The organism is Streptomyces sp. NPDC000134 (assembly GCF_042899225.1).
Lineage (GTDB): Bacteria > Actinomycetota > Actinomycetes > Streptomycetales > Streptomycetaceae > Streptomyces.
Map to the genome: position 1 here is coordinate 1 of NZ_JBIAZN010000020.1, position 25,300 is coordinate 25,300.

At 73.3% G+C, this 25,300-nt stretch carries 26 protein-coding genes and 1 pseudogene; 9 read left to right on the forward strand and 18 right to left on the reverse strand.

Annotated features, from left to right (window positions below; translation table 11 throughout):
• Positions 1-138: 138 nt before the first annotated feature.
• The gene (locus tag ACFY32_RS26430; RefSeq protein WP_390675428.1) at positions 139-1,443 is read right to left on the reverse strand and encodes an MFS transporter; all 1,305 of its coding nucleotides are present in this window, start codon (positions 1,441-1,443) and stop codon (positions 139-141) included.
• A 63-nt stretch (positions 1,444-1,506) separates the two neighbouring features.
• On the opposite strand from ACFY32_RS26430, the gene ACFY32_RS26435 reads away from it, so the two are divergent.
• Entirely contained in the window at positions 1,507-2,457 is a 951-nt protein-coding gene (locus ACFY32_RS26435) for a LysR family transcriptional regulator (protein ID WP_359199786.1), read from the forward strand.
• A 62-nt stretch (positions 2,458-2,519) separates the two neighbouring features.
• Here the strand turns inward: ACFY32_RS26435 and ACFY32_RS26440 are convergent, their stop codons facing one another.
• Positions 2,520-3,281 (reverse strand): alpha/beta hydrolase, encoded by a 762-nt coding sequence (locus tag ACFY32_RS26440; RefSeq protein WP_359199788.1) that lies wholly within the window; start codon positions 3,279-3,281, stop codon positions 2,520-2,522.
• A 102-nt stretch (positions 3,282-3,383) separates the two neighbouring features.
• Here ACFY32_RS26440 and ACFY32_RS26445 point away from each other — a divergent pair, with 102 nt between their 5' ends.
• On the forward strand, positions 3,384-4,502 hold the full coding sequence (locus ACFY32_RS26445; protein WP_359199791.1) for an adenosine deaminase: 1,119 nt from the start codon (positions 3,384-3,386) through the stop codon (positions 4,500-4,502).
• 176 nt (positions 4,503-4,678) lie between these two features.
• Positions 4,679-4,987, forward strand: coding sequence for an ATP-binding protein (locus ACFY32_RS26450; RefSeq protein ID WP_359199794.1), 309 nt, complete (start codon positions 4,679-4,681; stop codon positions 4,985-4,987).
• 86 nt (positions 4,988-5,073) lie between these two features.
• Here the strand turns inward: ACFY32_RS26450 and ACFY32_RS26455 are convergent, their stop codons facing one another.
• The 5 genes from ACFY32_RS26455 to afsQ1 form a co-directional block, all read right to left on the reverse strand.
• On the reverse strand, positions 5,074-5,277 hold the full coding sequence (locus ACFY32_RS26455) for a PspC domain-containing protein (RefSeq protein WP_359199797.1): 204 nt from the start codon (positions 5,275-5,277) through the stop codon (positions 5,074-5,076).
• A gap of 92 nt (positions 5,278-5,369) precedes the next feature.
• Complete coding sequence (locus ACFY32_RS26460) at positions 5,370-5,921, reverse strand: VanZ family protein (protein ID WP_359199801.1); 552 nt, start codon at positions 5,919-5,921, stop codon at positions 5,370-5,372.
• Positions 5,922-6,011: 90 nt separating this feature from the next.
• A complete protein-coding gene (locus ACFY32_RS26465; protein WP_359199804.1) occupies positions 6,012-6,614 on the reverse strand; it encodes a hypothetical protein in 603 nt (200 codons plus the stop codon).
• Positions 6,614-8,242, reverse strand: coding sequence for an ATP-binding protein (locus ACFY32_RS26470; RefSeq protein WP_390675429.1), 1,629 nt, complete (start codon positions 8,240-8,242; stop codon positions 6,614-6,616). Before ACFY32_RS26470 ends, ACFY32_RS26465 begins: the two co-directional genes overlap by 1 nt.
• Positions 8,239-8,916 (reverse strand): two-component system response regulator AfsQ1, encoded by a 678-nt coding sequence (afsQ1, locus tag ACFY32_RS26475; RefSeq protein ID WP_359199810.1) that lies wholly within the window; start codon positions 8,914-8,916, stop codon positions 8,239-8,241. Before afsQ1 ends, ACFY32_RS26470 begins: the two co-directional genes overlap by 4 nt.
• Before the next feature lie 232 nt (positions 8,917-9,148).
• On the opposite strand from afsQ1, the gene ACFY32_RS26480 reads away from it, so the two are divergent.
• The gene (locus ACFY32_RS26480) at positions 9,149-9,925 is read left to right on the forward strand and encodes a SigE family RNA polymerase sigma factor (protein ID WP_359200061.1); all 777 of its coding nucleotides are present in this window, start codon (positions 9,149-9,151) and stop codon (positions 9,923-9,925) included.
• Positions 9,926-10,224: 299 nt separating this feature from the next.
• Here the strand turns inward: ACFY32_RS26480 and ACFY32_RS26485 are convergent, their stop codons facing one another.
• Positions 10,225-10,929 carry a uridine kinase gene (locus ACFY32_RS26485; protein ID WP_390675430.1) on the reverse strand — a complete coding sequence of 235 codons (705 nt, stop codon included), beginning with the start codon at positions 10,927-10,929 and terminating at the stop codon, positions 10,225-10,227.
• Between the two features lie 83 nt (positions 10,930-11,012).
• Between ACFY32_RS26485 and ACFY32_RS26490 the strand changes: the two genes are divergently transcribed.
• On the forward strand, positions 11,013-11,465 hold the full coding sequence (locus ACFY32_RS26490; protein WP_390675431.1) for a hypothetical protein: 453 nt from the start codon (positions 11,013-11,015) through the stop codon (positions 11,463-11,465).
• A gap of 50 nt (positions 11,466-11,515) precedes the next feature.
• Here the strand turns inward: ACFY32_RS26490 and ACFY32_RS26495 are convergent, their stop codons facing one another.
• From ACFY32_RS26495 to deoC, 3 genes are read right to left on the reverse strand one after another with little or no spacing between them, the layout of a single operon-like run.
• Positions 11,516-12,403, reverse strand: a complete 888-nt coding sequence (locus tag ACFY32_RS26495) for an aldehyde dehydrogenase family protein (protein WP_359199819.1) — start codon at positions 12,401-12,403, stop codon at positions 11,516-11,518.
• Positions 12,396-13,859 (reverse strand): aldehyde dehydrogenase family protein, encoded by a 1,464-nt coding sequence (locus ACFY32_RS26500; protein WP_390675432.1) that lies wholly within the window; start codon positions 13,857-13,859, stop codon positions 12,396-12,398. Before ACFY32_RS26500 ends, ACFY32_RS26495 begins: the two co-directional genes overlap by 8 nt.
• 5 nt (positions 13,860-13,864) lie before the next feature.
• The gene (gene deoC, locus ACFY32_RS26505) at positions 13,865-14,824 is read right to left on the reverse strand and encodes a deoxyribose-phosphate aldolase (RefSeq protein WP_390675535.1); all 960 of its coding nucleotides are present in this window, start codon (positions 14,822-14,824) and stop codon (positions 13,865-13,867) included.
• A 91-nt stretch (positions 14,825-14,915) separates the two neighbouring features.
• Between deoC and ACFY32_RS26510 the strand changes: the two genes are divergently transcribed.
• Positions 14,916-15,611, forward strand: coding sequence for a PH domain-containing protein (locus tag ACFY32_RS26510; RefSeq protein ID WP_359199825.1), 696 nt, complete (start codon positions 14,916-14,918; stop codon positions 15,609-15,611).
• 95 nt (positions 15,612-15,706) lie between these two features.
• Here ACFY32_RS26510 and ACFY32_RS26515 read toward each other — a convergent pair whose 3' ends face one another.
• The 3 genes from ACFY32_RS26515 to ACFY32_RS26525 all read right to left on the reverse strand — a co-directional run bounded on the left by ACFY32_RS26515 (position 15,707) and on the right by ACFY32_RS26525 (position 18,830).
• A complete protein-coding gene (locus ACFY32_RS26515) occupies positions 15,707-17,338 on the reverse strand; it encodes a phospho-sugar mutase (protein WP_359199828.1) in 1,632 nt (543 codons plus the stop codon).
• Between the two features lie 117 nt (positions 17,339-17,455).
• Positions 17,456-18,280 carry a purine-nucleoside phosphorylase gene (locus ACFY32_RS26520; RefSeq protein ID WP_359199831.1) on the reverse strand — a complete coding sequence of 275 codons (825 nt, stop codon included), beginning with the start codon at positions 18,278-18,280 and terminating at the stop codon, positions 17,456-17,458.
• Between the two features lie 112 nt (positions 18,281-18,392).
• Entirely contained in the window at positions 18,393-18,830 is a 438-nt protein-coding gene (locus ACFY32_RS26525) for a gamma-glutamylcyclotransferase (protein ID WP_359199834.1), read from the reverse strand.
• 96 nt (positions 18,831-18,926) lie between these two features.
• On the opposite strand from ACFY32_RS26525, the gene ACFY32_RS26530 reads away from it, so the two are divergent.
• Positions 18,927-20,375 carry an NAD(P)H-quinone dehydrogenase gene (locus ACFY32_RS26530; protein WP_359199837.1) on the forward strand — a complete coding sequence of 483 codons (1,449 nt, stop codon included), beginning with the start codon at positions 18,927-18,929 and terminating at the stop codon, positions 20,373-20,375.
• A 166-nt stretch (positions 20,376-20,541) separates the two neighbouring features.
• Positions 20,542-21,519, forward strand: a complete 978-nt coding sequence (locus ACFY32_RS26535; RefSeq protein ID WP_359199840.1) for a DeoR/GlpR family DNA-binding transcription regulator — start codon at positions 20,542-20,544, stop codon at positions 21,517-21,519.
• A 71-nt stretch (positions 21,520-21,590) separates the two neighbouring features.
• On the opposite strand, the gene ACFY32_RS26540 is transcribed toward ACFY32_RS26535, so the two are convergent.
• A complete protein-coding gene (locus ACFY32_RS26540) occupies positions 21,591-23,363 on the reverse strand; it encodes a biotin carboxylase N-terminal domain-containing protein (RefSeq protein ID WP_359199843.1) in 1,773 nt (590 codons plus the stop codon).
• A gap of 363 nt (positions 23,364-23,726) precedes the next feature.
• Between ACFY32_RS26540 and ACFY32_RS26545 the strand changes: the two are divergent.
• Positions 23,727-24,190: pseudogene (locus ACFY32_RS26545) on the forward strand (hypothetical protein).
• Here the strand turns inward: ACFY32_RS26545 and ACFY32_RS26550 are convergent.
• The 3 genes from ACFY32_RS26550 to ACFY32_RS26560 form a co-directional block, all read right to left on the reverse strand.
• A complete protein-coding gene (locus tag ACFY32_RS26550; RefSeq protein WP_359199849.1) occupies positions 24,159-24,779 on the reverse strand; it encodes a nucleoside triphosphate pyrophosphatase in 621 nt (206 codons plus the stop codon). The pseudogene ACFY32_RS26545 and the gene ACFY32_RS26550 overlap by 32 nt on opposite strands.
• Before the next feature lie 45 nt (positions 24,780-24,824).
• Positions 24,825-24,953 (reverse strand): morphogenic membrane protein MmpB, encoded by a 129-nt coding sequence (mmpB, locus tag ACFY32_RS26555; protein WP_359199852.1) that lies wholly within the window; start codon positions 24,951-24,953, stop codon positions 24,825-24,827.
• Between the two features lie 130 nt (positions 24,954-25,083).
• The gene (locus ACFY32_RS26560) at positions 25,084-25,293 is read right to left on the reverse strand and encodes an acyl-CoA carboxylase epsilon subunit (RefSeq protein WP_359199854.1); all 210 of its coding nucleotides are present in this window, start codon (positions 25,291-25,293) and stop codon (positions 25,084-25,086) included.
• Positions 25,294-25,300: the final 7 nt, after the last annotated feature.

Genomic DNA, 25,300 nt, shown 5'->3' on the forward strand with positions numbered 1-25,300 from the left:
GACTCGAACGAGGTCTCAGCAGAGACGACGACCTCACCTACGCCTACCGCGACTGGCTGCAAACCGCTTGACAGCAATAGGAGCATCAACGGCCCGGGAACCGCCCCGACGAGCACGGGCGGAGGGGAGCGGCGGCGGTCAGGCCGTGACGGAGGCCGGCGCCGTCCGCCGCCGCGCGGCCCGGGTGCCGAGCAGCGTGATCGACACCACGCCCAGCACCGCCAGCAGCCCGACCCCGACGGTCCCCGCCCAGCCCCCGGCGTGGAAGGCGGTCGCGCCCACCGTGCTGCCGGCGCTGGAGCCGATGTAGTACGCCGACTGGTACAGCGCCGACGCCTGCGCCCGGCCGTGGGTGGCGGTCCGGCTGACCGCCGAGGAGGCCACCGCGTGCCCCGCGAAGAAGCCCGCCGTGATCAGCACCAGGCCGAGCAGCACCAGCGGCACGGAGTCCGCCAGCGACAGCAGCAGCCCGGCCGCCGTGGTGCCGCCCGCCAGGTACAGCGCCCCGCGCCGCCCCAGTCGCCCGACCAGCCGCCCGGCCGTGGACGCCGAGACCGTGCCCACCAGGTACACCAGGAAGATCGAGCCGACGATGCCCTGCGGCAGCGAGAAGGGGGCCTCGGTCAGCCGGTAGCCGATCACCGTGTAGACGCCGCCGAACACCGTCATGAACAGCGCGCCGATCGCGTACAGGCGCCGCAGCAGCGGGTCGGCCAGGTGGTCGCGGACGGTCCGGGCCAGAACGCGGGGGCGCAGCGACCCCGGCGTGAAGTGCCGCGGCTTCGGCAGCAGCAGCCGGAACGCCACCGCGCACACCACCGCGACCACGCCGATCACCCCGACGGCCACCCGCCAGCCCCACTCCTGCGCGACCCAGCCGGTGATGACCCGGCCGCTCATCCCGCCGACGCTGTTGCCCGCCACGAACAGGCCGATCGCGGTGACCAGCGCCTTCGGCGTGACCTCCTCCGCGAGGTACGCCGTCGCCGAGGCCGGCAGCCCGGCCAGCGCCGCGCCCTGCACCGCGCGCAGCGCCACCAGCGCGGGCAGCGAGGGCGCGAACGGCACCAGCAGCCCCACGGTCACCGCCACCGCCAGCGACGCCGTCATGACCGTACGACGCCCGTACCGCTCCGACAGGGCGCTCATCGGCAGCACGAACACCGCCAGGCCACCGGTGGCGGCGGCCACCGTCCAACTGGCGTCGCCCGCCGAGACGCCCAGGTCGCCGGAGATCAGCGGCAGCAGGGCCTGCGTCGAGTACAGCAGCGCGAAGGTGGCCACGCCCGCGAGGAACAGCGCGAAGCTCATCCGGCGGTAACCGGGACCGCCCGGGGCCACCCGCGCGCCGGAAGCGCCGGAAGCGCCGGAAGTGTCGGAGACATCGGGGGCGGAGGCGGCGGCGCCCACGGTGGTGGGCGCCCCGGTATCGGCGGGAGTCATGCCAGGACCGTACGAAGCCCCTCACTCATCCGTCCAATGCACGGAACGGTCATAATCGTTCCCATGGCGCATCAGCAAAGCTCACCGGCCCGGCTGTCACGAACCAGTGACACAGAAGACATCGTCGCGCTGCTCGCGCCGCGCCTCGCGCACTTCGCCGGCGTCGCCCGCACCGAGCACGTCACCCGCGCCGCGCAGGAGATGAACGTCCCCCAGTCGACCCTCTCCCGCGCCATGGTCCGCCTCGAACAGGACCTGGGCGTCGACCTGTTCGCCCGGCGCGGCCGCACCGTCTCCCTCACCCCGGCGGGCCGGACCTTCCTCGCTTCCGTCGAACGCGCCCTCGCCGAGATCGAGCGGGCCGCCGACGAGGTCCGCGCCGACGCCGACCGCACCACCGGCAAGGTCGCCTTCGGGTTCCTGCACACCATGGGCGCCGAGACCGTCCCCGGTCTGCTGCACGCCTTCCGCGCCGACCACCCCCGGGTCCGCTTCAGCCTCGTCCAGAACTACGGCGAGGCCATGCTCGAACGCCTGCGTGCCGGAGAACTCGACCTCTGCCTCACCTCACCCGTCCCCGACGCCCCCGACCTCGTCGCCCGGCGCCTGGACGAGCAGAAGCTGCGCCTGGTCGTCCCCGCCGACCACCGCCTGGCCGGCCGCCGGCGCATCCGCCTCGCCGAGGCCGCCGACGAGAACTTCGTGACCCTGGAGCCCGGTTACGGACTGCGCCGCATCACGGACGACCTCTGCAAGGAGGCCGGTTTCCGCCCCCGGGTGGCCTTCGAGGGCGAGGAGGCGGAGACCCTGCGCGGCCTGGTCGCGGCGGGGCTGGGCGTCGCCCTGCTCCCGCCGCCCACGGTCCCCCGCCCCGGGGTGGTGGAACTGACGGTGACCTCCCCGAAGGCGGCCAGGGAGATCGGCGTGGCCTGGCTGGCCGGGCGCGCGGACACACCCCCGGTCGCCGCCTTCAAGAAGTTCCTGCTGTCGCGCAGGGGCAACCTGCTGCCTTGAAGAACCCCTGAAGGACCCCTGATGAGGTACTGAAGGGGGCCCGGGGGAGGTCCCGGAGGGCGTCACCGCCGCAGCGTCCCCCCGAACCCCGCCGCCAGCGGCATCCGCAGCCCCAGCGGCGGCGGCGCCGCCAGCGCGTCCACCACCGGCCGGGAGAACGCCCGCCCGAACAGCGTGCCCAGCACGAAGTCCTCCGCCAGCGCCGCGACCTCGTCCCGGTAGTGCCGCAGCCCGTGCCCGTCCGAGTGCACCTCGAACCGGCACACGTCCCGGTTCGCCTTCTTCGCCCGCGCCGCCAGCCGGAAGGACAGCTCCGGGTCACTGCGCCGGTCGTTCGTGCCGTGCACGATCAGCACCCGCCGCCCGGCGAGCTGCTTCACCGGTTCGGGCGGGGCGGCCATGTCCTCGGCGGGCAGCCAGGGGGCGATCGCCAGCACCGAGTTGACCGCCTCGTGCCCGGCCGCCCGCAGCGCCGCCCGCCCGCCCATGCCGACCCCGGCGAGGCAGACGCAGACGTCGCCGTAGCGCCGCAGCACCTCGTCGGCGGCCCAGGCGGCGTCCCGCGCGAGCTGCGCCTCGCTGCCGTTCCAGCCGCGGCAGCGGTAGTGCACGACATGGGCCGCGAGCCCCTCGTCCCGCCCGGCCCGCGCCAGCTTCCGCCCGAGCGAGAACATGGACGCGGTCGCCAGCAGCGGAGACGGCCGCCGCTCGGACACCTCGTCGCCGCCCGGGAGCAGCAGGACCACCCCGCCCACCGCGGACGGCTCCACCCCGAACGCCCGCCCCAGTTGTGCCGTACGCACCGGCGTCGCTTGCTGTGCCATGACAGAACAGTGTCAGAAGCGCGGGTGTACGCCACCCTTCCCCGCGGTCACCGTTACATTTCGGCTGAAGTGATCTACGCGCGTAGGAGTTAGAGTGCGGAGATGACGAGCCAGACCACCGCGAAGTCCCCGACGCCGGACCAGATCCGCCGGGCGCCCAAGGTTCTGCTGCACGACCATCTCGACGGGGGGCTGCGGCCCGCCACCGTCGTCGAACTCGCCAGGGAGGCGGGCTACTCGGGACTGCCCGAGACCGATCCGGAGAAGCTCGGCATTTGGTTCCGGGAGGCCGCCGACTCCGGTTCCCTGGAGCGGTACCTGGAGACCTTCTCCCACACCGTCGGGGTGCTGCAGACCAGGAGCGCGCTGGTCCGGGTCGCCGCCGAGTGCGCCGAGGACCTCGCCGCGGACGGCGTGGTCTACGCCGAGGTGCGGTACGCCCCCGAGCAGCACCTCGACGGGGGGCTGACCCTGGAGGAGGTCGTCGAGGCGGTCGACGAGGGGTTCCGGGAAGGGGAGCGGCGGGCGCGGGAGAACGGCCACCGGGTCCGGATCGGCGCCCTGCTCACCGCCATGCGGCACGCCGCCCGCGCCCTGGAGATCGCCGAGCTGGCCAACCGCTACCGGGACCGCGGCGTGGTCGGCTTCGACATCGCGGGCGCCGAGGCCGGTTACCCGCCCACCCGGCACCTGGACGCCTTCGAGTACCTGAAGCGGGAGAACAACCACTTCACCATCCACGCGGGCGAGGCGTTCGGGCTGCCGTCGATCTGGCAGGCCCTCCAGTGGTGCGGCGCCGACCGGCTCGGGCACGGGGTGCGGATCATCGACGACATCCAGGTACGGGAGGACGGCACCGTCGCGCTGGGGCGGCTCGCCTCCTACGTGCGGGACAAGCGCATCCCGCTGGAGCTGTGCCCCAGCTCCAACCTCCAGACCGGGGCGGCCGACTCCTACGCCGAGCACCCCATCGGGCTGCTGCGCAGGCTGCACTTCCGGGCCACCGTGAACACCGACAACCGGCTCATGTCCCACACCAGTATGAGCCGGGAATTCGAGCACCTTGTCGACGCATTCGGTTACACGCTCGACGACATGCAGTGGTTCTCCGTCAATGCGATGAAATCAGCGTTCATTCCTTTCGATGAACGACTGGCCATGATCAATGACGTGATAAAGCCCGGATATGCCGAGCTGAAGTCCGAATGGCTGTTCCAGTAGGCCGTTTCGACCAGGGGTTCTTCGGCGGGCGAGGGTTGGCATATGCCGGGGGAGCGGCGGCCCGGCGGGCGGCCGTTCACCATTCGTACGCATTTCGGTGTTTGCGGTGGCGGGCCTCGCGTGTTTACGGTCGGGAGCCGCTCCATTTCCCGACATCCCCTTCGAGGACGCATTTCATGAAGCAGTCTGTTGCCAAGACCCTCGGTGTCGCCGCTCTCGGTGCCGCCTTCGCCGCCGCCGGTGCGGGTGCGGCCCACGCGGCGCCGGACCTCCCGGGCGTCGCCCGGACGCTGGGCGGAGTCGCCAAGGCGGTCCCCGCCGAGCACAGCGCCCGCACGCTGCCCGCCGTCGACGGCGGGCAGGGCGCCGCCACGGGCAAGAGCAAGGGCAAGGGCAAGGCCGCCAAGCCGCCCGCCACCGGAGCGCTCAAGCCGATCACCGGCCTGCTCGGCGGACTGCCGCTGAACACCCTGCCGCTCGGCTGAGCCCCGCCCGTCAGACGTGCCGCTGGGGCGCGCCCGGTCCGTACCGGGTGCGCCCCAGCGGTGTGCCGGAGGGGTGAAGCAGGGGCTCACCAGGCGGTGCGGGCCGCCTTCTCCTCGGAGGGGAAGAGGACCCACAGCGCCAGATAGAGCAGGAACTGCGGGCCGGGCAGCAGGCACGAGACCACGAAGGCCACCCGCATCGTCGTCGCGGAGGTGCCGAAGCGCCGGGCCAGCGCGGCGCACACTCCGCCGATCATGCGGCCGTCGGTGGGGCGGGCAAGGCGGGACATGGCGGCTCCTTCGCGAGCGTGGTCCGAGGCGTCCCCGTCGGTCGCCTCATCTGCCCTCCACGCTAGGCGGACGAACGGGGCGAAGCGTCGCTCTACGGGGCGATCCCGACCCTGGGAATCGTCGGGGTCCGACCCTGAGCCGGCTCCTCCTGGCGGAGGTCACCGGGCCGCCCCCGCTCGCCCTTGCGGCGGAGCCAGGCCCGCCCGGCGGGCACCACGGCCAGGTGCGCCAGGGCCACCCCGGCGGTGTTCAGCAGCAGTGAGTCGACATCCACGACCTGTCCGGGCACGCCGGTCTGGAACAGTTCGATGCCCAGCGACAGCAGGGCGCCCGCGGCCGTGACGCGCAGCAGCGACGCCAGCGGCGAGACCGCCGTCCGCCCGTTCACCGTCGGCAGCAGCACGCCCAGCGGGGCCAGCAGCGCGAGCTTCTCGCCGATGCAGCGGGCCGCCTGCGGCCAGCCCAGCGCGAGGTCGGCCCGGATGCCGTCGAGGGGACGCAGATTGGCGGGCATCACCCAGGGGACGTCCAGGGGACGCAGCGTGAGCCAGGCGACGAACGCGAGATGCGCGACCAGGAGGACACCTCCCGTCACCCGGATGCGGATCGCGGCGCTGCCGCCGATGGAGCCTAGACGCTGCACGCCCCCCAAGACGCGGTGTCCGGTGCGCGCGGTTCCGCCCCCCTCCCCGCACGGGTGAGTCCTGCGCCACAGGACCCGCCGGGCGGCCGGTCAGTCCCCGGTGACCGCGGCCGACGGCGGCTCGTTGCTGCCCGGCCGGGCGCGGACCTCGTCGGTGCAGGTGTACCGGCGCGGCTCCGTCCCGCCCGGCCCGCCGAGCACGACCGAGCCGTCGCCATCGGCCGCCGCCGAGTCCGAGAACGTACAGACGATCTGGGCCAGGGCGTACGAGGTCAGCCCGTCCGGGGCGGTGCTGAGCCGCAGGGTGTCCTCGGGGTCGCCGGGGTGCGCCCCGGACACGGCGGTGCCCGCGCGGACGTCGGTGGTGTACCCGGCCTGCTTCTCGGCGGGCGACGGCGGCGCCGCCAACTCGTCCAGCAGCCCCTGCGCGACCAGCACCCGCCGCGCGGAGTCGGCGGTGCCGTCCGGCACCCGGACCGTCCGGTCCACCGACACCAGGGAGGAGCCGCAGAGCAGGAACACCTGGACCGCCATGCCCGGCGCGGGCCGGCTCGCCCCGTCCGGCTCGCCCAGCGAGCAGCGCACCCGGGACGGCGCCGGCCCGTAGTCCGTCGGCACCTCGGTGGCCCGGATGCCGCACCCGGCGAGCAGCAGGCCGAGCACGGGGAGCGCCAGCAGGCGGCGTACGGTCATCAGGCCCGTCCCTTCGCGTCCTTGCCCCGGCTCCCGTCGCCCGCCGGGCCGCCGGAGCCGCCGGAGCCGTCGGGGCCGTCGGGGCCGCGGGACTCCGGCTTCTCCGCCAGGGCCGAGGCGTCCCGCGGCAGGCACAGCGTGAACACCGCGCCGCCGTCGGGCGAGTTGGCCGCGGTGATGTCGCCGCCGTGGATGTGCGCGTTCTCCAGGGCGATGGAGAGGCCCAGGCCGCTGCCCTCGGAGCGCGGCCGGGAGGCGCTGGCCTTGTAGAAGCGGTCGAAGACGTGCGGCAGGACGTCCTCGGGGATGCCGGACCCGTGGTCGCGCACGGCGATCAGGACCGCGTCCTCGGTCTCCCGCACCGACACCCGCACCGGCGATCCGCCGTGCTTGAGGGCGTTGCCGATCAGGTTGGCGAGGATGACGTCCAGGCGGCGCGGGTCCAGGCCGACGTGGATGCCGCGCTCGGCGTCCAGTTCGACCGCGTCCAGCCAGGCGCGGGCGTCGACGCAGGCGGTGATCTGGTCGGCGACGTCCACCTCGTCGACGACGAGACGGGCGGTGCCCGCGTCGAAGCGGGTGACCTCCATCAGGTTCTCCACCAGGTCGTTCAGCCGCCGGGTCTCGCTGACCACCAGCCGCACGGCGGGCTCGATCATCGGGTCGATGGTGCCGCCCTCGGTGTCCAGCTCCTCCTCCAGCACCTCCGTGACGGCCGTGATCGCCGTCAGCGGCGTGCGCAGCTCATGGCTCATGTCGGCCACGAACCGCCGGGACGCCTGCTCCCTGGCCGCCATGTCCGCGACCCGTTTCTCCAGCGCCTCGGCGGCGGCGTTGAACGTCCGGGACAGATCGGCCAGTTCGTCGGTGCCGGAGACGCGCAGCCGGGTGTCCAGCCTGCCCTCGCCGAGCCGGCGGGCGGCGGTCCCCAGCCGGTGCACCGGCTTCAGCACGGTCGTCGCCAGGGCCTGCGCGAGCAGCGCGGAGCCGATCAGCGCCAGGCCCGAGGCGATCCCCAGCGACCAGGCCAGCGAACCCAGGTCCTTGGCCTCCGGCTCCAGCGACTTCAGCAGGTACCCGGTCGGCCCGCCGCCGATCACCCGGGTCCCGGCCACCAGGTACGGGGTGCCGTCCTCGACGATCCGCTGCCAGTACAGGTGGTACGGCGACTTGTTGGCCGAGGTGACCTTCTGCTCCTTGTTCACGGCCGTGCGCAGCGACCGCGGCACGTCCGCCAGCTCGAAGCCGGCCAGCCCGCCGGAACTGCCGTACACCGTCCGCCCGTCCGCGTCCCGGGCCACCAGCAGCACGCCGAAGCGCTGGCTGCTGTTGGCCATCTGCCCGGCCGTGTGCTGCAACTCGTCCTGCGTGGGGTGCTCGGGCAGCGCGCCCGCCCGGTTCTGCATCTCCTGCGCGAAGTCCCGCAGCACGGCGTCCTGGGCGCGGGTGAGCACGGCCTCGCGGTTGAGCCAGTACGCGATGCCGGACGCGGACACGGCGGCGGTGAGCGCCACCAGCCCGAAGACGACGACCAGCCTGAGCCGCAGGCTGGTGAGGCGCAGCCGCGACCGGACTCCCTTGCGCGCCGCGGACCAGGTGCGCGGACCCCCGGGACGTTCCTCGGTCACTGAGGCGGGTCCAGCCGGTAGCCCACGCCCCGCACGGTACGGATCAGCGTCGGGGACGACGGCACGTCCTCGACCTTGGCGCGCAGCCGCTGCACACAGGCGTCCACCAGCCGCGAGTCGCCCAGGTAGTCGTGCTCCCACACCAGCCGCAGCAACTGCTGCCGGGACAGCGCCTGACCGGGCCGCCGGCTCAGCTCCAGCAGCAGCCGCAACTCGGTCGGGGTGAGCTGGAGGTCCTCGCCGTTCTTGGTGACGGTCATCGCGGAGCGGTCGATGACCAGGCTGCCGAAGCTCGCCGAGTCGCTGGACTCCCGCTCCCCGCGCCGCAGTACGGCCCGGATGCGGGCGTCGAGGACCCGTCCCTGCACCGGTTTCACCACGTAGTCGTCGGCGCCGGACTCCAGGCCGACGACCACGTCGATGTCGTCGCTCCGCGCGGTCAGCAGGATGATCGGCAACTGGTCGGTGCGCCGGATGCGCCGGCACACCTCGAAACCGTCGATGCCGGGCAGCATCACGTCCAGCACGATCAGATCAGGCCGCTGTTCGCGCAGCAGCTTCAGACCGTCCTCACCGCTGGCAGCGGTGGCCACCCGGTGTCCCTGGCGCGTCAGGGACAGCTCCAGGGCCGTACGGATGGCGTCGTCGTCCTCGATCAGCAACAGGGAAGGCACGGGCTCATTCTGGCCCATGGAGGGGGCACGGTTCGACCGGTGGGTCCAGGCGGGCCGGTCCGGGGCCCTGTTCGCCGCCGGACCATGCGGAGAAACGGTGTTGCTCCTGTGACAGGCCGTTGTGACAGCTCTGTGACAGACGACGGACACGGCGATGAAGTGGCCCCGGCAGGATTTCCGGCACAGGCGGCACATGAGCCGGACACCGGAACTCCACGACGGGGGGCGCGAGATGAACAAGCTGCACGGCAACAGCACCAGCGCAGTGGTCACGCGTCTGCACGACGTGCAGGGCCGGGGGCCGGAGCGGTCCGGTGCCGAGGGGGGCACCTCCCGTGCGAGCGCGTTCGAGCGTGGGGGAGGACGGGGGTGCGCTCGCGGCACCGGGCGTCAGCACACCGCGTACATGACGGTGATCGACGCCCGTGGGGGGGAGACGCCCGGGGGAGCCGCGTACGGGGAGGCCGAGGGGGAGCGGCGCTCGCTGTCCGAGGCGGAGTTCACCGCCTACGTCCAGGAGCGCCGCGCCTCCCTGTACGCCACCGCCTACCACCTCACCGGGGACCGCTTCGAGGCCGAGGACCTGCTGCAGAGCGCGCTGTTCTCGACGTACCGGGCGTGGGACCGGATCAGCGACAAGGCGGCGGTCGGCGGTTATCTCCGCCGGACCATGACCAACCTGCACATCAGCGCCTGGCGGCGCCGCAAGCTCAACGAGTACCCGACCGAGGAACTGCCGGAGACGGCCGGCGACACGGACGCGATGCGCGGCACCGAGCTGCGCGCGGTCCTGTGGCAGGCGCTGGCCAAGCTGCCCGAACTCCAGCGCACCATGCTGGTCCTGCGCTACTACGAGGGCCGCACGGACCCGGAGATCGCGGACGTCCTCGGCATCAGCGTCGGCACGGTGAAGTCCAGCATCTGGCGGTCGCTGCGCCGGCTGCGCGAGGACGAGGTCCTCAGCTTCGGCCGTGACCGGGAGGACGCCTTCGGCGAGCTGGTCGCCTGAAGGCCGGGGGGAAGAAAAAAAGAAGAAAGAAAGTACGGGCCCGGGTGTATCAGGGGGACGGTCCCGGGCTCTTACTCACGAGGGAAGCCCCACGGGGGACACGGGGGGTACGGGGGAACACGGGGGAACGCAAGGAAAACGGGGGGGAGATCGGGGGAAACGGGGGGAGATCGGGGGAAGCACGGGGGAGCACGAAGGGAGCGGGACTGGAGGGCCGGGGGGTCCGTCCAGTCCCGCTTCTGCTGTGTCCTCTTCCGCTGTGTCCTCGGACCGTGGTACCGCTCGGACCGCGGTACGGCTCAGACCGCGGTACGGCTCGGTGCGCGGCGGCCCGCCGCGGCGGCGGCCAGCCGGCCCAGCGCCTCGTCCCGGTCGCAGGCGTGGGCGCCCAGGGCCGTCTGGCGGGCGACGATCGACCGTTCCTGCCGCATCAGCCGCCAGCCCCGGCGCAGCAGGAACGGCACCGACTTGCGGCCCTCCCGCAGATCCCGTACGAACCGGCGGCGGAACGTCGTCAGCGGGCCGCGGCTCAGGCAGAGCGCGTCGGCGAGCACGCCCAGTTCCCGGCAGCGGGTGACGATCTCGGCGGCGAAGACGCCCTCCGCGATGAACAGCGGGGTCCGCCCGATGTCGACCGCCTCCTGCCCGGTGCGGGCGCTCAGCGCGAGGTCGTAGACGGGCACCCGGGTACGGCCCGTGCGGCACAGCTCCACGATCGCGGCCACGGCCGTCTCCGCGTCCCACGAGTCCGGGTGGTCCCAGTCGATGTCCGTGCTCCCGGCGACCAGCGGCAGCGTCGGGTCGGTGCCCTCCTTGTAGAAGTCGTCGAGCCGCAGCACCGGCAGACCGGAGCGGGCGGCGAGGAGGGACTTGCCGGAGCCGGAGGGGCCGCAGAGCAGCACGACTCGCGCGGGTACGGGCGCAGGGGTGGTCACGGGACACCAGTGTGCGGCATCCCTCGTGGGGGGTACGACCCCCCGGTCCGGCTTTGCCGCACGCGTCACACCTCCACTACGCTGTGCGCCAATCCGATTACCCTCCGAAGTGACCTGATGGTACTTCCCGGCACGAGGCGGCAGCAGCAGCGATGGCCCGACACGCGACCCCCCGCCCCCCGACCGTCCGACGCGCCCTGGCCGTCCTCGCGACCACCGGGGCGGCCCTCGGCGCGGGCGCGGCGCCCGCGCCCGCACTGCCCCCTTCCGCTTCATCTGCTTCGTCTGCTTCGTCCGACTCCCCGTCCGCGGCTTCGCGGGAGGCGCGGCCGGCCCGGCTCGGGGACACCGATGTGGGGGCCGGTCTGCGGGCGGCGGCCGGCTCGCTCGGCCACGCGGCCGGCCCGGTCGCCGGGCTCAAGCCCAACCCGCTGGCCGGCACCGGCGTCGATCCGCTCGACAACGGCGTCGGCACGGAGGTGGCCGACTTCCCGCCGCTGACGTCCACGGCCCTGACCGGGCCGGTCGCCCAGGCCGAGTCGGTCGCGGCGGTGCCGGTGCTGGGCCGGGCGGCGGGCCTGCTGACCACGGCCACCCGGGACTGACCGGCGCCGGGGGCACTGCCCTCGCGGCGCCGCCCGGTGCCGGCGCAGGGTCAGTACGACGAACCGGAGGCGCCCAGCGCCCCCGTCGGATGCCAGACCGTCTTGGTCTCCAGGAACGCCGTCAGGCGCTCCGTGCCCGGGGTCGCCGACCAGTCGTCCACAGGCTGTGGACGCAGGACCCGCTTGAGGTTGTCGGCCGCGGCGATCTCCAGCTCCTTCGCCAGCGCCTCCTCCGCGCCCGCCAGGTCGATCGCGTTGACGTCCTGGTGCGCGGCCAGCGGCGCGGCGATCTCCGCCGTACGGCCGGAGAGGATGTTGACCACCCCGCCGGGGACGTCGGAGGTGGCGAGCACCTCGGCGAGGGAGAGAGCGGGCAGCGGGGACCTCTCCGAGGCCACCACGACCGCCGTGTTGCCCGTGGCGACGACCGGGGCGAGCACCGAGACCAGGCCCAGGAACGAGGACTCCTGGGGGGCCAGGACCGCGACCACGCCCGTCGGCTCGGGGGAGGAGAGGTTGAAGTAGGGGCCCGCCACCGGGTTGGCGCCGCCCACCACCTGGGCGATCTTGTCGGTCCAGCCCGCGTACCAGACCCAGCGGTCGATCGTCGCGTCGACCCGCTCGGCCGCCTTGGACTTGGACAGGCCCTCGGCGTCGGCCACTTCGTGGACGAACTGTGCCCGGCGGCCCTCCAGCATCTCCGCGACCCGGTACAGGACCTGCCCGCGGTTGTACGCCGTGGCGCCGGACCAGCCGCCGAACGCCTTGCGGGCGGCGACCACCGCGTCCCGGGCGTCCTTGCGGGAGGCCAGGGGCGCGTTGGCCAGCCAGTTGCCCTTTGCGTCGGTCACCTCGTACACCCGGCCGCTCTCGGAACGCGGGAACTTCCCGCCGACGTACAGCTTGTAGGTCTTCAGGACGTTGAGCCGATCAGACATCGAGGTACGCCTCCAGGCCGTGGCGGCCGCCCTCGCGGCCGAAGCCCGACTCCTTGTAACCGCCGAACGGCGACGTCGGGTCGAACTTGTTGAACGTGTTGGACCAGATCACGCCCGCCCGGAGCTTGCTCGCGACCGCCAGGATGCGCGAGCCCTTCTCCGTCCAGATGCCCGCGGACAGCCCGTAGGGCGTGTTGTTGGCCTTGGCGACCGCCTCGTCCGGCGTACGGAAGGTCAGCACCGACAGGACCGGGCCGAAGATCTCGTCGCGGGCGATGGTGTGCGCCTGGGTGACGCCGGTGAACAGCGTCGGGGCGAACCAGTAGCCGGCCGACGGCAGTTCGCAGGGCGCCGACCAGCGCTCGGCGCCCTCCGCCTCGCCCTGGTCGGCCAGCGCGGTGATCCGGGCGAGCTGCTCGGCGGAGTTGATCGCGCCGATGTCCGTGTTCTTGTCCAGCGGATCGCCCAGACGCAGGGTGGTCAGGCGCCGCTTGAGCCGGTCGAGCAGCTCGTCGTGGATCGACTCCTGGACCAGCAGGCGGGAGCCCGCGCAGCAGACCTGGCCCTGGTTGAAGAAGATGCCGCTGACGATGCCCTCGACGGCCTGGTCGATCGGGGCGTCGTCGAAGACGATGTTGGCGCCCTTGCCGCCCAGCTCCAGCGTGAGCTTCTTCCGGGTCCCGGCGAGGGTGCGGGCGATCTCCTTGCCGACGGCCGTGGAGCCGGTGAAGGCGACCTTGTCCACGCCGGGGTGGGCGACCAGGGCGGCGCCGGTGCGGCCGGCGCCCGTGACGATGTTGACGACGCCCCTCGGCAGCCCGGCCTGGCGGCAGACGTCCGCGAAGAACAGGGCGGACAGCGGGGTCGTCTCGGCGGGCTTGAGCACCACCGTGTTGCCGGCCGCCAGCGCCGGGGCGATCTTCCACGCCAGCATCAGCAGCGGGAAGTTCCACGGGATGACCTGGCCGGCCACGCCCAGCGGGCGGGGGTCCGCGCCGCTGTGCCCATTTGTCGTCCTCCGGCCGAACCCGGCGTGCTCCAGCTTGTCGGCCCAGCCCGCGTAGTAGAAGAAGTGCGCGGCGACCAGGGGGAGGTCGGCGTCCCGGGTCTCCTTGATCGGCTTGCCGTTGTCCAGGGTCTCCAGCACCGCCAGTTCCCGGCTGCGCTCCTGGACGATGCGGGCGATGCGGAACAGGTACTTGGCGCGCTCGGCGCCGGGCAGCGCCGACCAGGCCGCGAACGCCTTGCGGGCGGCGGCGACGGCGCGGTCGACGTCCGCCTCGCCGGCCTCGGCGACCTCGGAGAGGACCTCCTCGGTCGAGGGGGAGACGGTCTTGAAGACCTTGCCGTCGGCCGCCTCGGTGAACTCGCCGTCGATGAACAGGCCGTAGGACGGGGCGATGTCGACGACCGCGCGGGACTCGGGCGCCGGTGCGTACTCGAATGCGGATGCCATGGGGATCAGTCCACCGTCACGTAGTCGGGGCCGGAGTAGCGGCCGGTGGCCAGCTTCTGACGCTGCATCAGCAGGTCGTTCAGCAGCGAGGAGGCGCCGAAGCGGAACCAGTGGTTGTCCAGCCAGTCCGCCCCGGCCGTCTCGTTGACCAGCACCAGGAACTTCAGCGCGTCCTTGGCCGTGCGGATGCCGCCGGCCGGCTTCACGCCGACCTGGACGCCGGTCTGGGCGCGGAAGTCGCGGACCGCCTCCAGCATGAGGAGGGTGTTGGCGGGCGTGGCGTTGACCGCGACCTTGCCGGTGGACGTCTTGATGAAGTCGGCGCCCGCCAGCATGCCGAGCCAACTGGCGCGGCGGATGTTGTCGTACGTCGACAGCTCGCCGGTCTCGAAGATGACCTTCAGGCGCGCGCTCGTGCCGCACGCCTCCTTCACCGCGGCGATCTCCTCGTACACCTTGAGGTACTTCCCCGCGAGGAAAGCCCCCCGGTCGATGACCATGTCGACCTCGTCGGCGCCCGCCGCGACCGCCTCGCGCACGTCGGCGAGCTTCACGGCGAGGGAGGCGCGGCCCGCCGGGAAGGCGGTGGCCACCGAGGCGACCTTCACGCCGGAGCCGGCGACGGCCTCCTTGGCGGTCTCCACCATGTCCGGGTAGACGCAGACCGCGGCCGCGGCCGGCGCGGTGCGGTCGGCCGGGTCGGGGCGGACCGCCTTGGCGCCGAGCGCCCGGACCTTGCCCGGGGTGTCCGCGCCCTCCAGGGTGGTCAGGTCGACCATGGAGATGGCCAGGTCGAGGGCGTACGCCTTCGCGGTGGTCTTGATGGACCGGGTGCCGAGCGAGGCGGCGCGGGCCTCCAGGCCGACCGCGTCGACACCGGGCAGCCCGTGCAGGAAGCGGCGCAGCGTGCTCTCGGACGCGGTGACGTCCGGCACCGGGCTCGCGGCGGGAGTATGAGTGGGCATGGTCACCAGACGAGCATATCTACGCGCGTAGCGGCTGTACACCCCCCGGCTCCCCGGGGCACTGTCCGAGCCGTCGGGCACAATCGGCAGCATGACCACGCCGGAGCACCCGCCACCACCGCCGCCCTCGGTCCCGCAGACCAGGGACCGCGCCTACCGTTCGCCCGCGGGCATCGCCGGCGGTGTCCTGCTGCTCGCCATCGTCGGCTGGCTCGGCATCGACGCGGTCGTCGCCGGCGAGGGCCGCACGCCGTGGCTGGCGCTGGCCACCCTGCTGCTCGTGGTGCCCCTGGTGGTCGCCTACACCGTGCGGCCGGCCGTGTTCGCCGGCGAGGACCGGCTGCGGGTGCGCAACCCGCTGCGGGTGATCGTGCTGCCCTGGGGCCGGGTGGCCTCGCTGCGCTCCGGTTACTCCAACGAGGTGGTCGCCGACTCCGGCACCAAGTACCAGTTGTGGGCGGTGCCCGTGTCGCTGCGCGCCCGCAAGAAGGCGGCCCGGCGGGAGAACCGGCGGGCGGCGGGCGCGACCCCGCGCGGGGGCCTGTTCGGCGGGCGAGGCGGCGGCGTGCCGGGCGCGGTCGGCGGCCCGGCGGTGGCCCCGGTGGCCGACGACGGGCCGGTACGGGCGGAGACCGACCGGATCATGGACGAGCTGCGCGCGCTGCGGGAGGCCCGGGAGGGCGAGCCGACCGCCCAGGGCGAGGTGACCGTGCGCTGGGCGTACGAGGTCATCGCCCCGGCGGTGACCGGAGCGGTCCTGCTGGCGGTGCTGCTGGCGCTGGGGTGAGCCGGGATCGCCGCAGCGGCCGGGCTCCGGTCTCCGGTCGGCCGGGCGGCCCCCGCCGAGGAGGCTGCCCGGCCCACCGGTGACCCGGGTCCGGCTCAGAGGCCGAGGGCCGCCGAGAGGTCCCGCTTGATGCGGGCCAGGCGGTCCGCCGCGTCGGCCCGTGCCGTGGGCAGAGCGGCCCGGGAGGCGACGGGGACGACGACCTCCAGGTAGCACTTCAGCTTGGGTTCCGTGCCGCTGGGGCGGACCACGACCCGGGCGCCGTCGAGCGTGTAGCGCAGCCCGTCCGTCGGCGGCAGGTCCGCGCTGCCGTGGGTGAGGTCCTCGGCGCCGGTCACCGGCAGGCCCGCCAGCGCCCCCGGCGGCCGCTCGCGCAGCCCGCGCATCGCCTCCGTGATCACGGCCAGGTCCGCGACCCGCACCGCCAACTGGTCGGTGGCGTGCAGCCCGTGCTCCACCGCGAGGTCGTCCAGCAGGTCGAGCAGCGTACGGCCCTCCTCCTTCAGCTCCGAGGCCAGCTCGGTGACGAGGAGCGCGGCGGTGATGCCGTCCTTGTCCCGTACGCCGTCGGGGTCGACGCAGTAGCCGAGGGCCTCCTCGTAGCCGTAGCGCAGGCCCTGCGCGCGGGCGATCCACTTGAACCCGGTGAGGGTCTCGGTGTGCCGCAGCCCGGCCTTCTCGGCGATCCGGCCGAGCAGCGAGGAGGAGACGATCGACTCCGCGAAGGTGCCGCGGGCGCCGCGCCGGACCAGGTGCGCGGCGAGGAGGGCGCCGACCTCGTCGCCGCGGAGCATCCGCCAGTCGCCGCCGTCGCGCACGGCCACCGCGAGGCGGTCGGCGTCGGGGTCGTTGGCGATCACCAGGTCGGGGCCGGCCTCCCGGGCGGTGGCGAAGGCGAGGTCCATCGCCCCCGGCTCCTCCGGGTTGGGGAAGGCGACCGTGGGGAAGTCCGGGTCGGGCTCGGCCTGCGCGGCGACCAGGACGGGCGCGGGGAAGCCGGCCCGGTCGAAGGCGGCGAGCAGGACGTCCTTGCCGACGCCGTGCATCGCCGTGTAGACGGTCCGCGCGGTGCGCGCCGAGCCCGGCGCGAGGACCGCGTCCGTGCGGGCGAGGTAGGCGCCGAGGACGTCGTCGCCGAGGACCTCCCAGCCGCTCTCCGGACGGGGTACGTCCTTCAGGGACCGCACGGCGTCGATCCCGGCGGCGATGCCGGTGTCCGCCGGGGGCACGATCTGGGAGCCGTCGCCGAGGTACACCTTGTAGCCGTTGTCGCGCGGCGGGTTGTGACTGGCGGTCACCTCGACCCCCGCGACGGCGCCGAGGTGCCGGACGGCGAAGGCGAGGACGGGGGTCGGCAGGGGCCGGGGCAGCACGGCGGCCCGCAGACCGGCGCCGGTGATCACGGCGGCGGTGTCCCGGGCGAAGTCGGCCGACTTGTGCCGGGCGTCGTAGCCGATGACCACGAGGCCCCGCTCGTGGCCCTGCTCCTTCAGGTAGGCGGCGAGTCCGGCGGCGGCGCGGATGACGACCGCGCGGTTCATCCGCATCGGGCCGGCGCCGAGTTCGCCGCGCAGGCCGGCGGTGCCGAACTGGAGGGTGCCGGCGAAGCGGGCGGTGAGTCCGGTGACGTCACGGGCGTCGATGAGCCCGGCCAGCTCGGCGCGGGTCTCCGGGTCGGGGTCCTCGGCCAGCCAGGTCCTGGCGGTGGCGATGACATCGGCGTGCACGGGAGTCCTTTCGTTCCGGCGGGTGGGGGTGCGCCTCGCCGGGGGTCCCGCCCCCGGGTCCCCGGCCGGTGCCCGCCCGCCACCCGTCTGCTGTCGGATCAGAGGTGAACCCGGCGCCTACAGCCGTCCCAGCACCCGCGTCAGCAGCGTGCCCATCCGGGCCGCCGAGTCCCGGCCGGCCTGGAGGACCTCCTCGTGGTTCAGCGGCTCCCCGGTCATCCCGGCCGCGAGGTTGGTCACCAGGGAGATGCCCAGCACCTCCGCGCCCGCCTCCCGCGCCGCGATGGCCTCCAGCACCGTGGACATGCCCACCAGGTCCGCCCCGATGACCCGGGCCATCCGGATCTCCGCCGGCGTCTCGTAGTGCGGGCCGGGGAACTGGGCGTAGACGCCCTCCTCCAGCGACGGGTCGACCTCCTTGCACAGCGCCCGCAGCCGGGGCGAGTACAGGTCGGTCAGGTCCACGAAGTTGGCGCCGACGATCGGCGAGGCCGCGGTGAGGTTGATGTGGTCGCTGATGAGGACCGGCTGACCGGGACGCATCCCCTCGCGCAGCCCCCCGCACCCGTTGGTGAGGATGACCGTCTTCGCCCCGGCGGCGACGGCCGTGCGCACGCCGTGCGCGACGGCGGCGACGCCGTGGCCCTCGTAGTAGTGCGTGCGGCCGAGGAAGACCAGCGCGCGGCGGTCGCCGAGCCGGTACGAGCGGATCGTGCCGCCGTGGCCCGCGACCACCGGCTTCGGGAACCCGGGCAGGTCGGTGACCTGCAGCTCGGCCTCGGGAGTGCCGAGCGCGTCCACGGCCGGCGCCCAGCCGGAGCCCATCACGAGGGCGACGTCGTGGGTGTCGGCGCCGGTCAGTTCGCGCAGGCGGGCCGCGGCGGCGTCGGCGGCGGCGTAGGGGTCGCCCTGGATGTCGTCCGGAAGAAGAGATGCGTTCACGCGGATGAGGGTAACCGCTCTCGGCCTACGCGCGTAGATGATGAACGCAACGGCGTCCCGATTGTTGTCCCGTCGTTTCCGGCCGGACGGTCCGGGCCGGGGAAGGCGGGCCTCAGCAGGGCCGTTTGCGCAGCTCCATGACGTAGTCGTGGGGGGCGCCCGCGGACTCCGCCGCGTCGGCGATCTCGCCGAGGTAGCGGGCGGAGGGGAGGCCGCCCTCGTAGGCGTTGAGGACGTAGGTCCAGGCGCCCTCCTCGCCGTCGAGGGTGTGGGCCCGTACGCGCGTGCGACGGTAGATGTCCAGGCCCGCGCCCTCCCAGCGGTCCAGCGCGTCCTCGTCCGGCGGGGCGATGTCGTACAGCGCGACGAAGACCTGGGACAGCGGGTCCTCCACCAGCGTCGCCAGCGCGCCCTCCCAGCCCATCTGCTCGCCCCCGAAGGTCAGCCGCCACCCGTTGAGCCAGCCGGTGGCGCGCAGCGGCGAGTGGGGGGCGCGGCGGGACATCAGCCGCGCGTCGAGGTTGGCGGCGTACGCGGCGTAGAGCGACATGGGGGAAGGGTACGGCAGCGGCGCCGGCCGCCATCCGGTAACGGGGACGCATCGGCGCGGGCCCCCGGGCGGTGCACCGCCGACGCGTACGGGACAATGGAGTACGTGACTCGGATCGTGATCATCGGTGGCGGACCCGGCGGATACGAAGCGGCGCTGGTGGCCGCGCAGCTCGGCGCGGAGGTGACCGTCGTCGACTGCGACGGTCTGGGCGGGGCGTCGGTGCTCACCGACTGCGTGCCGTCGAAGACCCTCATCGCCACGGCCGAGGTGATGACCACCTTCGACTCCTCCTACGAGGAACTGGGCATCATCGTCGCCGACGACACCCCGCACATCGAGCAGGCCGCCCGGGTCGTCGGCGTGGACCTCGGCAAGGTCAACCGCCGGGTGAAGCGCCTCGCGCTCGCCCAGTCGCACGACATCACCGCCTCCGTCACGCGGGCCGGCGCCCGGGTCATGCGCGGACGCGGCCGGCTGGAGGGCATGCAGTCCCTCGACGGCTCCCGCAAGGTCGTGGTCCGGGCCGCCGACGGCACCGAGGAGACGCTCACCGCCGACGCCGTGCTGATCGCGACCGGCGGGCACCCCCGCGAGCTGCCCGACGCCCGTCCCGACGGCGAGCGCATCCTGAACTGGACCCAGGTCTACGACCTCGACGAGCTGCCCGAGGAACTGATCGTCGTCGGTTCCGGCGTCACCGGCGCCGAGTTCGCCGGCGCCTACCAGGCGCTGGGCTCGCGGGTCACCCTGGTGTCGTCCCGGGACCGGGTGCTGCCCGGCGAGGACCCGGACGCCGCCGCCGTGCTGGAGGACGTCTTCCGGCGCCGCGGGATGAACGTGATGGCCCGCTCCCGCGCCCAGTCCGCCAAGCGGGTCGGCGACCGGGTCGAGGTCACCCTCGCCGACGGACGGGTCATCACCGGGTCGCACTGCCTGATGGCCGTCGGCGCCATCCCCAACACCGAGGGGATGGGCCTGGAGGAGGCCGGGGTCAAGCTCAAGGACTCCGGGCACATCATGACCGACAAGGTCTCCCGCACCTCGGCGCCGGGCGTGTACGCCGCCGGTGACGTGACCGGCGTCTTCGCGCTGGCCTCCGTCGCCGCCATGCAGGGCCGGATCGCCATGTACCACTTCCTGGGCGACGCGGTCACCCCGCTGGACCTCAAGACCGTCTCGTCCAACGTCTTCACCGACCCCGAGATCGCCACGGTGGGGTACTCGCAGTCCGACGTCGACGCCGGGAAGATCGACGCCCGCGTGGTCAAGCTGCCGCTGCTGCGCAACCCGCGCGCCAAGATGCAGGGCATCCGCGACGGCTTCGTCAAGATCTTCTGCCGGCCGGGCACCGGGATCGTGGTCGGCGGCGTCGTCGTCGCGCCGCGCGCCTCGGAACTCATCCACCCCATCTCGATCGCGGTCGACAACAATCTGACGGTCGAGCAGATCGCGAACGCCTTCACCGTCTACCCCTCCCTGTCGGGGTCGATCGCCGAGGTGGCGCGGCAACTGCACACCCGCAAGGCCGGTGCCGGGGGCTGACGGCCGAAACCGGCTCCCCGCCGGTGACGGGGAGTCGCCTGGCGTGCGGACGGCATAATCGGGCGGTCCGGTCCCTATACCACTTCGCCAGGGGTGTTGCGAACAACTTCTGTTATTCGGCGCATACTGCTGAAAGCAGACGGTCACCCGCGTTACTGTCAGTTTCGTGTTCGCTGCAGAACGTCGCCAATTGATCCTCGAAATGGTGCGAGCCAACGGGGCCGTGTCGCTCCGTGAACTCGCCCGCGTCGTCCAGACCTCCGAAGTGACCGTACGGCGGGACGTGCGGGCACTGGAGGCAGAAGGACTCCTCGACCGCCGGCACGGCGGTGCGGTACTGCCGGGCGGCTTCACGCGGGAGTCCGGCTTTCCGCAGAAATCCCATCTCGCGACCGCCGAGAAGACGGCCATCGCCGATCTCGCCGCGGGTCTCGTCGCCGAGGGCGAGGCCATCGTGGTCGGGGCGGGCACCACCACGCAGGAGCTGGCCCGCCGGCTCGCGCGGGTGCCCGGCCTGACCGTCGTCACCAACTCGCTGCTGGTGGCGCAGGCCCTGGCCCACGCCAACCGGGTCGAGGTCGTGATGACCGGCGGCACCCTCCGCGGTTCCAACTACGCCCTCGTCGGCAGCGGGGCCGAGCAGTCCCTGCAAGGGCTGCGGGTGTCCAAGGCGTTCCTGTCGGGCAGCGGCCTGACCGCGGAGCGGGGCCTGTCCACCTCCAACATGCTCTCGGCCTCCGTCGACCGGGCGCTGGTGCAGGCCGCCGCCGAGGTGGTGGTCCTCGCCGACCACACCAAGCTCGGCACCGACACCATGTTCCAGACCGTCCCGACGGACGTCATCACCCGGCTGGTCACCGACGAACCGCCCGCCCACGACGACCGGGCGGGCACCGAGTTGCAGGCCCTCGCCGACCAGGGCGTGCAGATCGCGGTGGCCGGCACGTCGGGGGGAGCACCGGGCCCGGGGAGCGCGGGAGGTGAGACCGGCCCGGCGCGGCAGCGCCGGGACGTGGCGCTCCCCGGACCGCGCCGCCAGGGCCCCGGCGCGGCGGCGGGGTTCCGGACCGCCGCGGCCCTCGGTGAGCAGGGCGGCGCCGCGGCGGAGCAGCGGGCCCGGGTGGCGGACCTGCGCCGCCGCTGACGACGACGAAGCGCCCGTACGGACCTGGAGTTCCTGGTCCGCCGGGCGCCTCGGGAGCGTCGTACGCCGCGTCAGTCCTTGATCTCGCAGATCACGGCGCCCGAGGTGATGGAGGCGCCGACCTCCGCGGACAGGCCCTTGACGGTGCCCGTCCGGTGGGCGTTGAGGGGCTGCTCCATCTTCATCGCCTCCAGGACGACGATCAGGTCGCCCTCCTTGACCTCCTGGCCCTCCTCCACGGCGATCTTGACGATCGTGCCCTGCATCGGGGAGGCGAGGGTGTCACCGGAGGCGGCGGGGCCGGACTTCTTGGCCGCGCGGCGCTTGGGCTTGGCCCCGGCGGCCAGGCCGGTGCGGGCCAGCGACATGCCCAGCGAGGAGGGCAGTGAGACCTCCAGGCGCTTGCCGCCGACCTCGACGACGACCGTCTCGCGGCCGGTCTCCTCGTCGGTGTCGGCATCCGCCGGGGCGGTGAACGGCTTGATCTCGTTGACGAACTCCGTCTCGATCCAGCGGGTGTGGACCGTGAACGGGTCGGTGGAGCCGGTCAGTTCGGGGGCGAACGCCGGGTCCTTGACGACCGCGCGGTGGAACGGGAGGGCGGTGGCCATGCCCTCGACGGTGAACTCCTCCAGGGCACGGGAGGCACGCTCCAGCGCCTCCTTGCGGGTGCGGCCGGAGACGATCAGCTTGGCCAGCAGCGAGTCCCAGGCCGGGCCGATGACCGAGCCCGACTCCACCCCCGCGTCCAGGCGGACGCCGGGACCGGACGGCGGGTCGAAGGCGGTGACGGTGCCGGGGGCGGGCAGGAAGTTGCGGCCCGGGTCCTCGCCGTTGATGCGGAACTCGAAGGAGTGACCGCGCAGCACCGGGTCGCCGTAGCCGAGTTCCTCGCCGTCGGCGATCCGGAACATCTCGCGGACCAGGTCGATGCCGGCGACCTCCTCGGTGACCGGGTGCTCGACCTGGAGCCGGGTGTTGACCTCCAGGAAGGAGATCGTGCCGTCCACGCCGACCAGGAACTCCACCGTGCCGGCGCCGACGTAGCCGGCCTCCTTCAGGATCGCCTTGGAGGCGCGGTACAACTCCTCGACCTGGGCCTCGGAGAGGAAGGGCGCGGGCGCCTCCTCGACCAGCTTCTGATGGCGGCGCTGGAGGGAGCAGTCGCGGGTGGAGACGACGACCACGTTGCCGTGGGTGTCGGCCAGGCACTGGGTCTCCACGTGCCGGGGCTTGTCGAGGTAGCGCTCCACGAAGCACTCGCCGCGGCCGAACGCGGCCACCGCCTCGCGCACCGCGGAGTCGTACAGCTCCGGGACCTCCTCCAGGCTCCGGGCCACCTTCAGACCCCGGCCGCCGCCGCCGAACGCCGCCTTGATGGCGATCGGCAGACCGTGCTCCTCGGCGAACGCGACGACCTCGTCCGCGCCCGAGACCGGGTCGGGGGTGCCGGCCACCAGGGGCGCGCCGGCCCGCTGGGCGATGTGCCGGGCGGCGACCTTGTCGCCGAGGTCGCGGATGGCCTGCGGCGGCGGGCCGATCCAGATCAGCCCGGCGTCGAGGACGGCCTGGGCGAACTCGGCGTTCTCCGAGAGGAAGCCGTAGCCGGGGTGGACCGCGTCCGCGCCGGACTCGCGCGCCGCGTTCAGCACCTTGCCGATGTCCAGGTAACTGGTACCCGGGGTGTCACCGCCCAGGGCGAACGCCTCATCCGCGGCGCGGACATGGAGCGCGTCCCGGTCCGGGTCGGCGTAGACGGCCACGCTCGCGATCCCGGCGTCCCGGCACGCCCGGGCCACGCGGACAGCGATTTCGCCACGATTGGCGATGAGCACCTTGCGCACGATTGAGGCTCCCTCCTTGAAACAAGCCGAGTTTAGGGACTGCCGACACGGCACTTCGACCCGTCCCCAATGGTGAGCTTGCCCACACGGAGCGTGATTCGAGGCCCGCTCGACCCGTGAAAGCCCTAGTCGCACCGCGGTACGCAGGACTCCTCCGGGAAACCCTAGCCCTCGGGTGTGGTCAAGGTCTCTGTGAGAGCGTGCTGCGCCCCACTCCGTTTCTTTGTGGAGTCCCTACGAATGGCCCAACGATTCTTTGCCCTCCGCAGGAGTCTTGTCCGCCGGTTTACCCGTGAGTAGCGTTCACGACGCTCGAAGGTACTCGGGGTAACCACAGTCGTGCTCGAAAGTGGGTGGGGGCCGGTGACGCGCAGACCGGTGGCATGGACGGTGTCGGTCGTGCTGTTCGCCGAGGCGCTCGGCGTCGCGGCGCTGAACTGGTTCCTCGGCATCGTCGTGGAGCGGCAGCGGATGTCGCTGGCCGGCCTCGACCCGGACACGATGTCCCTGTCCTCGAAGGCCGGCGGGGTGGTCTTCGGGCTCTACTTCGCCCTGTGCGGGCTGGTCGCCCTGCTGGTGGCGGTCGCGACCGCCCGCCCGCCGGCCTGGGGAAGATCCTGCTGGTCAGCGCCGCCGTGGTGCACGGACTGCTGGGCGCCTTCGCCTGGGGCCTGGCGGGCTGGCCGGCCACCCTGTTCATGGTCCTCGTCCTCGGGCTCGTCGTGCTGCTGCTGACGGCCTACGACGGGCCCGAGGAGCCCCGGGACCGGCCGGCGCAGGCCGACGGCCCGCCGGTCAGTCCGCCGCCGGCGCCCACAACGCGGTGATGCCCACGCCCAGTTCGGCCAGGAGCCGCCGCAGCAGCGGCAGGCTGAGGCCGATCACATTGCCGTGGTCGCCGTCGATGCCGTCGATGAACGGCGCCGAGCGGCCGTCCAGCGTGAACGCCCCCGCGACGTACAGGGGTTCGCCGGTGGCGACGTACGCCGCGATCTCCTCGTCGGTGGGCTCGCCGAAGCGGACGACGGTGGAGGCGGTGGCCGAGGCGTGCCGGCCGGAGGCCGTGTCCCAGACGCAGTGACCGGTCTGGAGGGTGCCGGAACGGCCGCGCATCGCCTTCCAGCGGGCGGTGGCCTCCTCGGCGTCGGCGGGCTTGCCGAGGGCCTGTCCGTCCAGGTCGAGGACCGAGTCGCAGCCGATCACCAGCGCGCCCCGCACCTCGGGCCTCGCGGCCACCACGGACGCCTTGGCCTCGGCCAGCGCGAGGGCCAGCTCGGCCGGGGTGGGGGCGGTGACGGCGTCCTCGTCGACACCGCTGACGATCACCTCGGGGGCGAAGCCGGCCTGGCGCAGCAGCCCGAGCCGGGCGGGGGACTGGGAGGCGAGGACGAGTCGCCTGGGGGGCTGAGCAGTCATGCGGATCAGGGTAGTCGTGGGGGTGGGGGTGGGGGTGGGGGGCGCTCACCTGAGACCGATGACGATCATGGCGAGGGTCATGGCGAGGGCCATGAGGAGACCGAGCCGCCGGAGCATGTCCTGCGTGTCGCGCAGTTCTTCCGGCGGCTCGTTCTCGGGATCGGACCACAGCATTCCACCAGCGTGCGGCCTGCTGGGGCGTCCGCGCCTGAGTAGGGGTACTCAGATCGGTGGCCCCTGACTTCATTTCCGCGCGCCCGCGCGGCGGAGCCGCGTGCCGATCCGGCCCCGCGCCCCCGAGGGGTCAGGCCGGCCAGTACGTGCGGGTCCACGCCGTCGGGCCCGGGTGGGGCACGCGGGTGCGCGCTATGCGGGACGGGTCGGACCAGGCCGGCCTCGGTTCCTCGGCGCCGGGCGGGTCGGCCGCTGCCGCCGCGGCGCGGGCGCGGACCACCGCCAGGGCGGCGGCCAGCTCCTCGGGGGTGGGGTTGCCCCGGACGACCTTGATGGTCACAGCGGCT

Coding starts and splice junctions, on each gene's coding strand:
- ACFY32_RS26455 (WP_359199797.1), bottom strand. CDS start 5,277: ATGTCCCGCCTTGCCCGCCCCACCGACGGCCGCATGATCGGCGGAGTG.
- deoC (WP_390675535.1), bottom strand. CDS start 14,824: ATGCCCACTCATACTCCCGCCGCGAGCCCGGTGCCGGACGTCACCGCG.
- ACFY32_RS26490 (WP_390675431.1), top strand. CDS start 11,013: ATGGCCCGACACGCGACCCCCCGCCCCCCGACCGTCCGACGCGCCCTG.
- ACFY32_RS26435 (WP_359199786.1), top strand. CDS start 1,507: ATGGCGCATCAGCAAAGCTCACCGGCCCGGCTGTCACGAACCAGTGAC.
- ACFY32_RS26440 (WP_359199788.1), bottom strand. CDS start 3,281: ATGGCACAGCAAGCGACGCCGGTGCGTACGGCACAACTGGGGCGGGCG.
- ACFY32_RS26550 (WP_359199849.1), bottom strand. CDS start 24,779: ATGACTGCTCAGCCCCCCAGGCGACTCGTCCTCGCCTCCCAGTCCCCC.
- ACFY32_RS26525 (WP_359199834.1), bottom strand. CDS start 18,830: ATGTCGCTCTACGCCGCGTACGCCGCCAACCTCGACGCGCGGCTGATG.
- ACFY32_RS26445 (WP_359199791.1), top strand. CDS start 3,384: ATGACGAGCCAGACCACCGCGAAGTCCCCGACGCCGGACCAGATCCGC.
- ACFY32_RS26495 (WP_359199819.1), bottom strand. CDS start 12,403: ATGTCTGATCGGCTCAACGTCCTGAAGACCTACAAGCTGTACGTCGGC.
- ACFY32_RS26510 (WP_359199825.1), top strand. CDS start 14,916: ATGACCACGCCGGAGCACCCGCCACCACCGCCGCCCTCGGTCCCGCAG.
- ACFY32_RS26500 (WP_390675432.1), bottom strand. CDS start 13,859: ATGGCATCCGCATTCGAGTACGCACCGGCGCCCGAGTCCCGCGCGGTC.
- ACFY32_RS26480 (WP_359200061.1), top strand. CDS start 9,149: ATGAACAAGCTGCACGGCAACAGCACCAGCGCAGTGGTCACGCGTCTG.
- ACFY32_RS26430 (WP_390675428.1), bottom strand. CDS start 1,443: ATGACTCCCGCCGATACCGGGGCGCCCACCACCGTGGGCGCCGCCGCC.
- ACFY32_RS26450 (WP_359199794.1), top strand. CDS start 4,679: ATGAAGCAGTCTGTTGCCAAGACCCTCGGTGTCGCCGCTCTCGGTGCC.
- ACFY32_RS26530 (WP_359199837.1), top strand. CDS start 18,927: ATGGAGTACGTGACTCGGATCGTGATCATCGGTGGCGGACCCGGCGGA.
- ACFY32_RS26465 (WP_359199804.1), bottom strand. CDS start 6,614: ATGACCGTACGCCGCCTGCTGGCGCTCCCCGTGCTCGGCCTGCTGCTC.
- mmpB (WP_359199852.1), bottom strand. CDS start 24,953: ATGCTGTGGTCCGATCCCGAGAACGAGCCGCCGGAAGAACTGCGCGAC.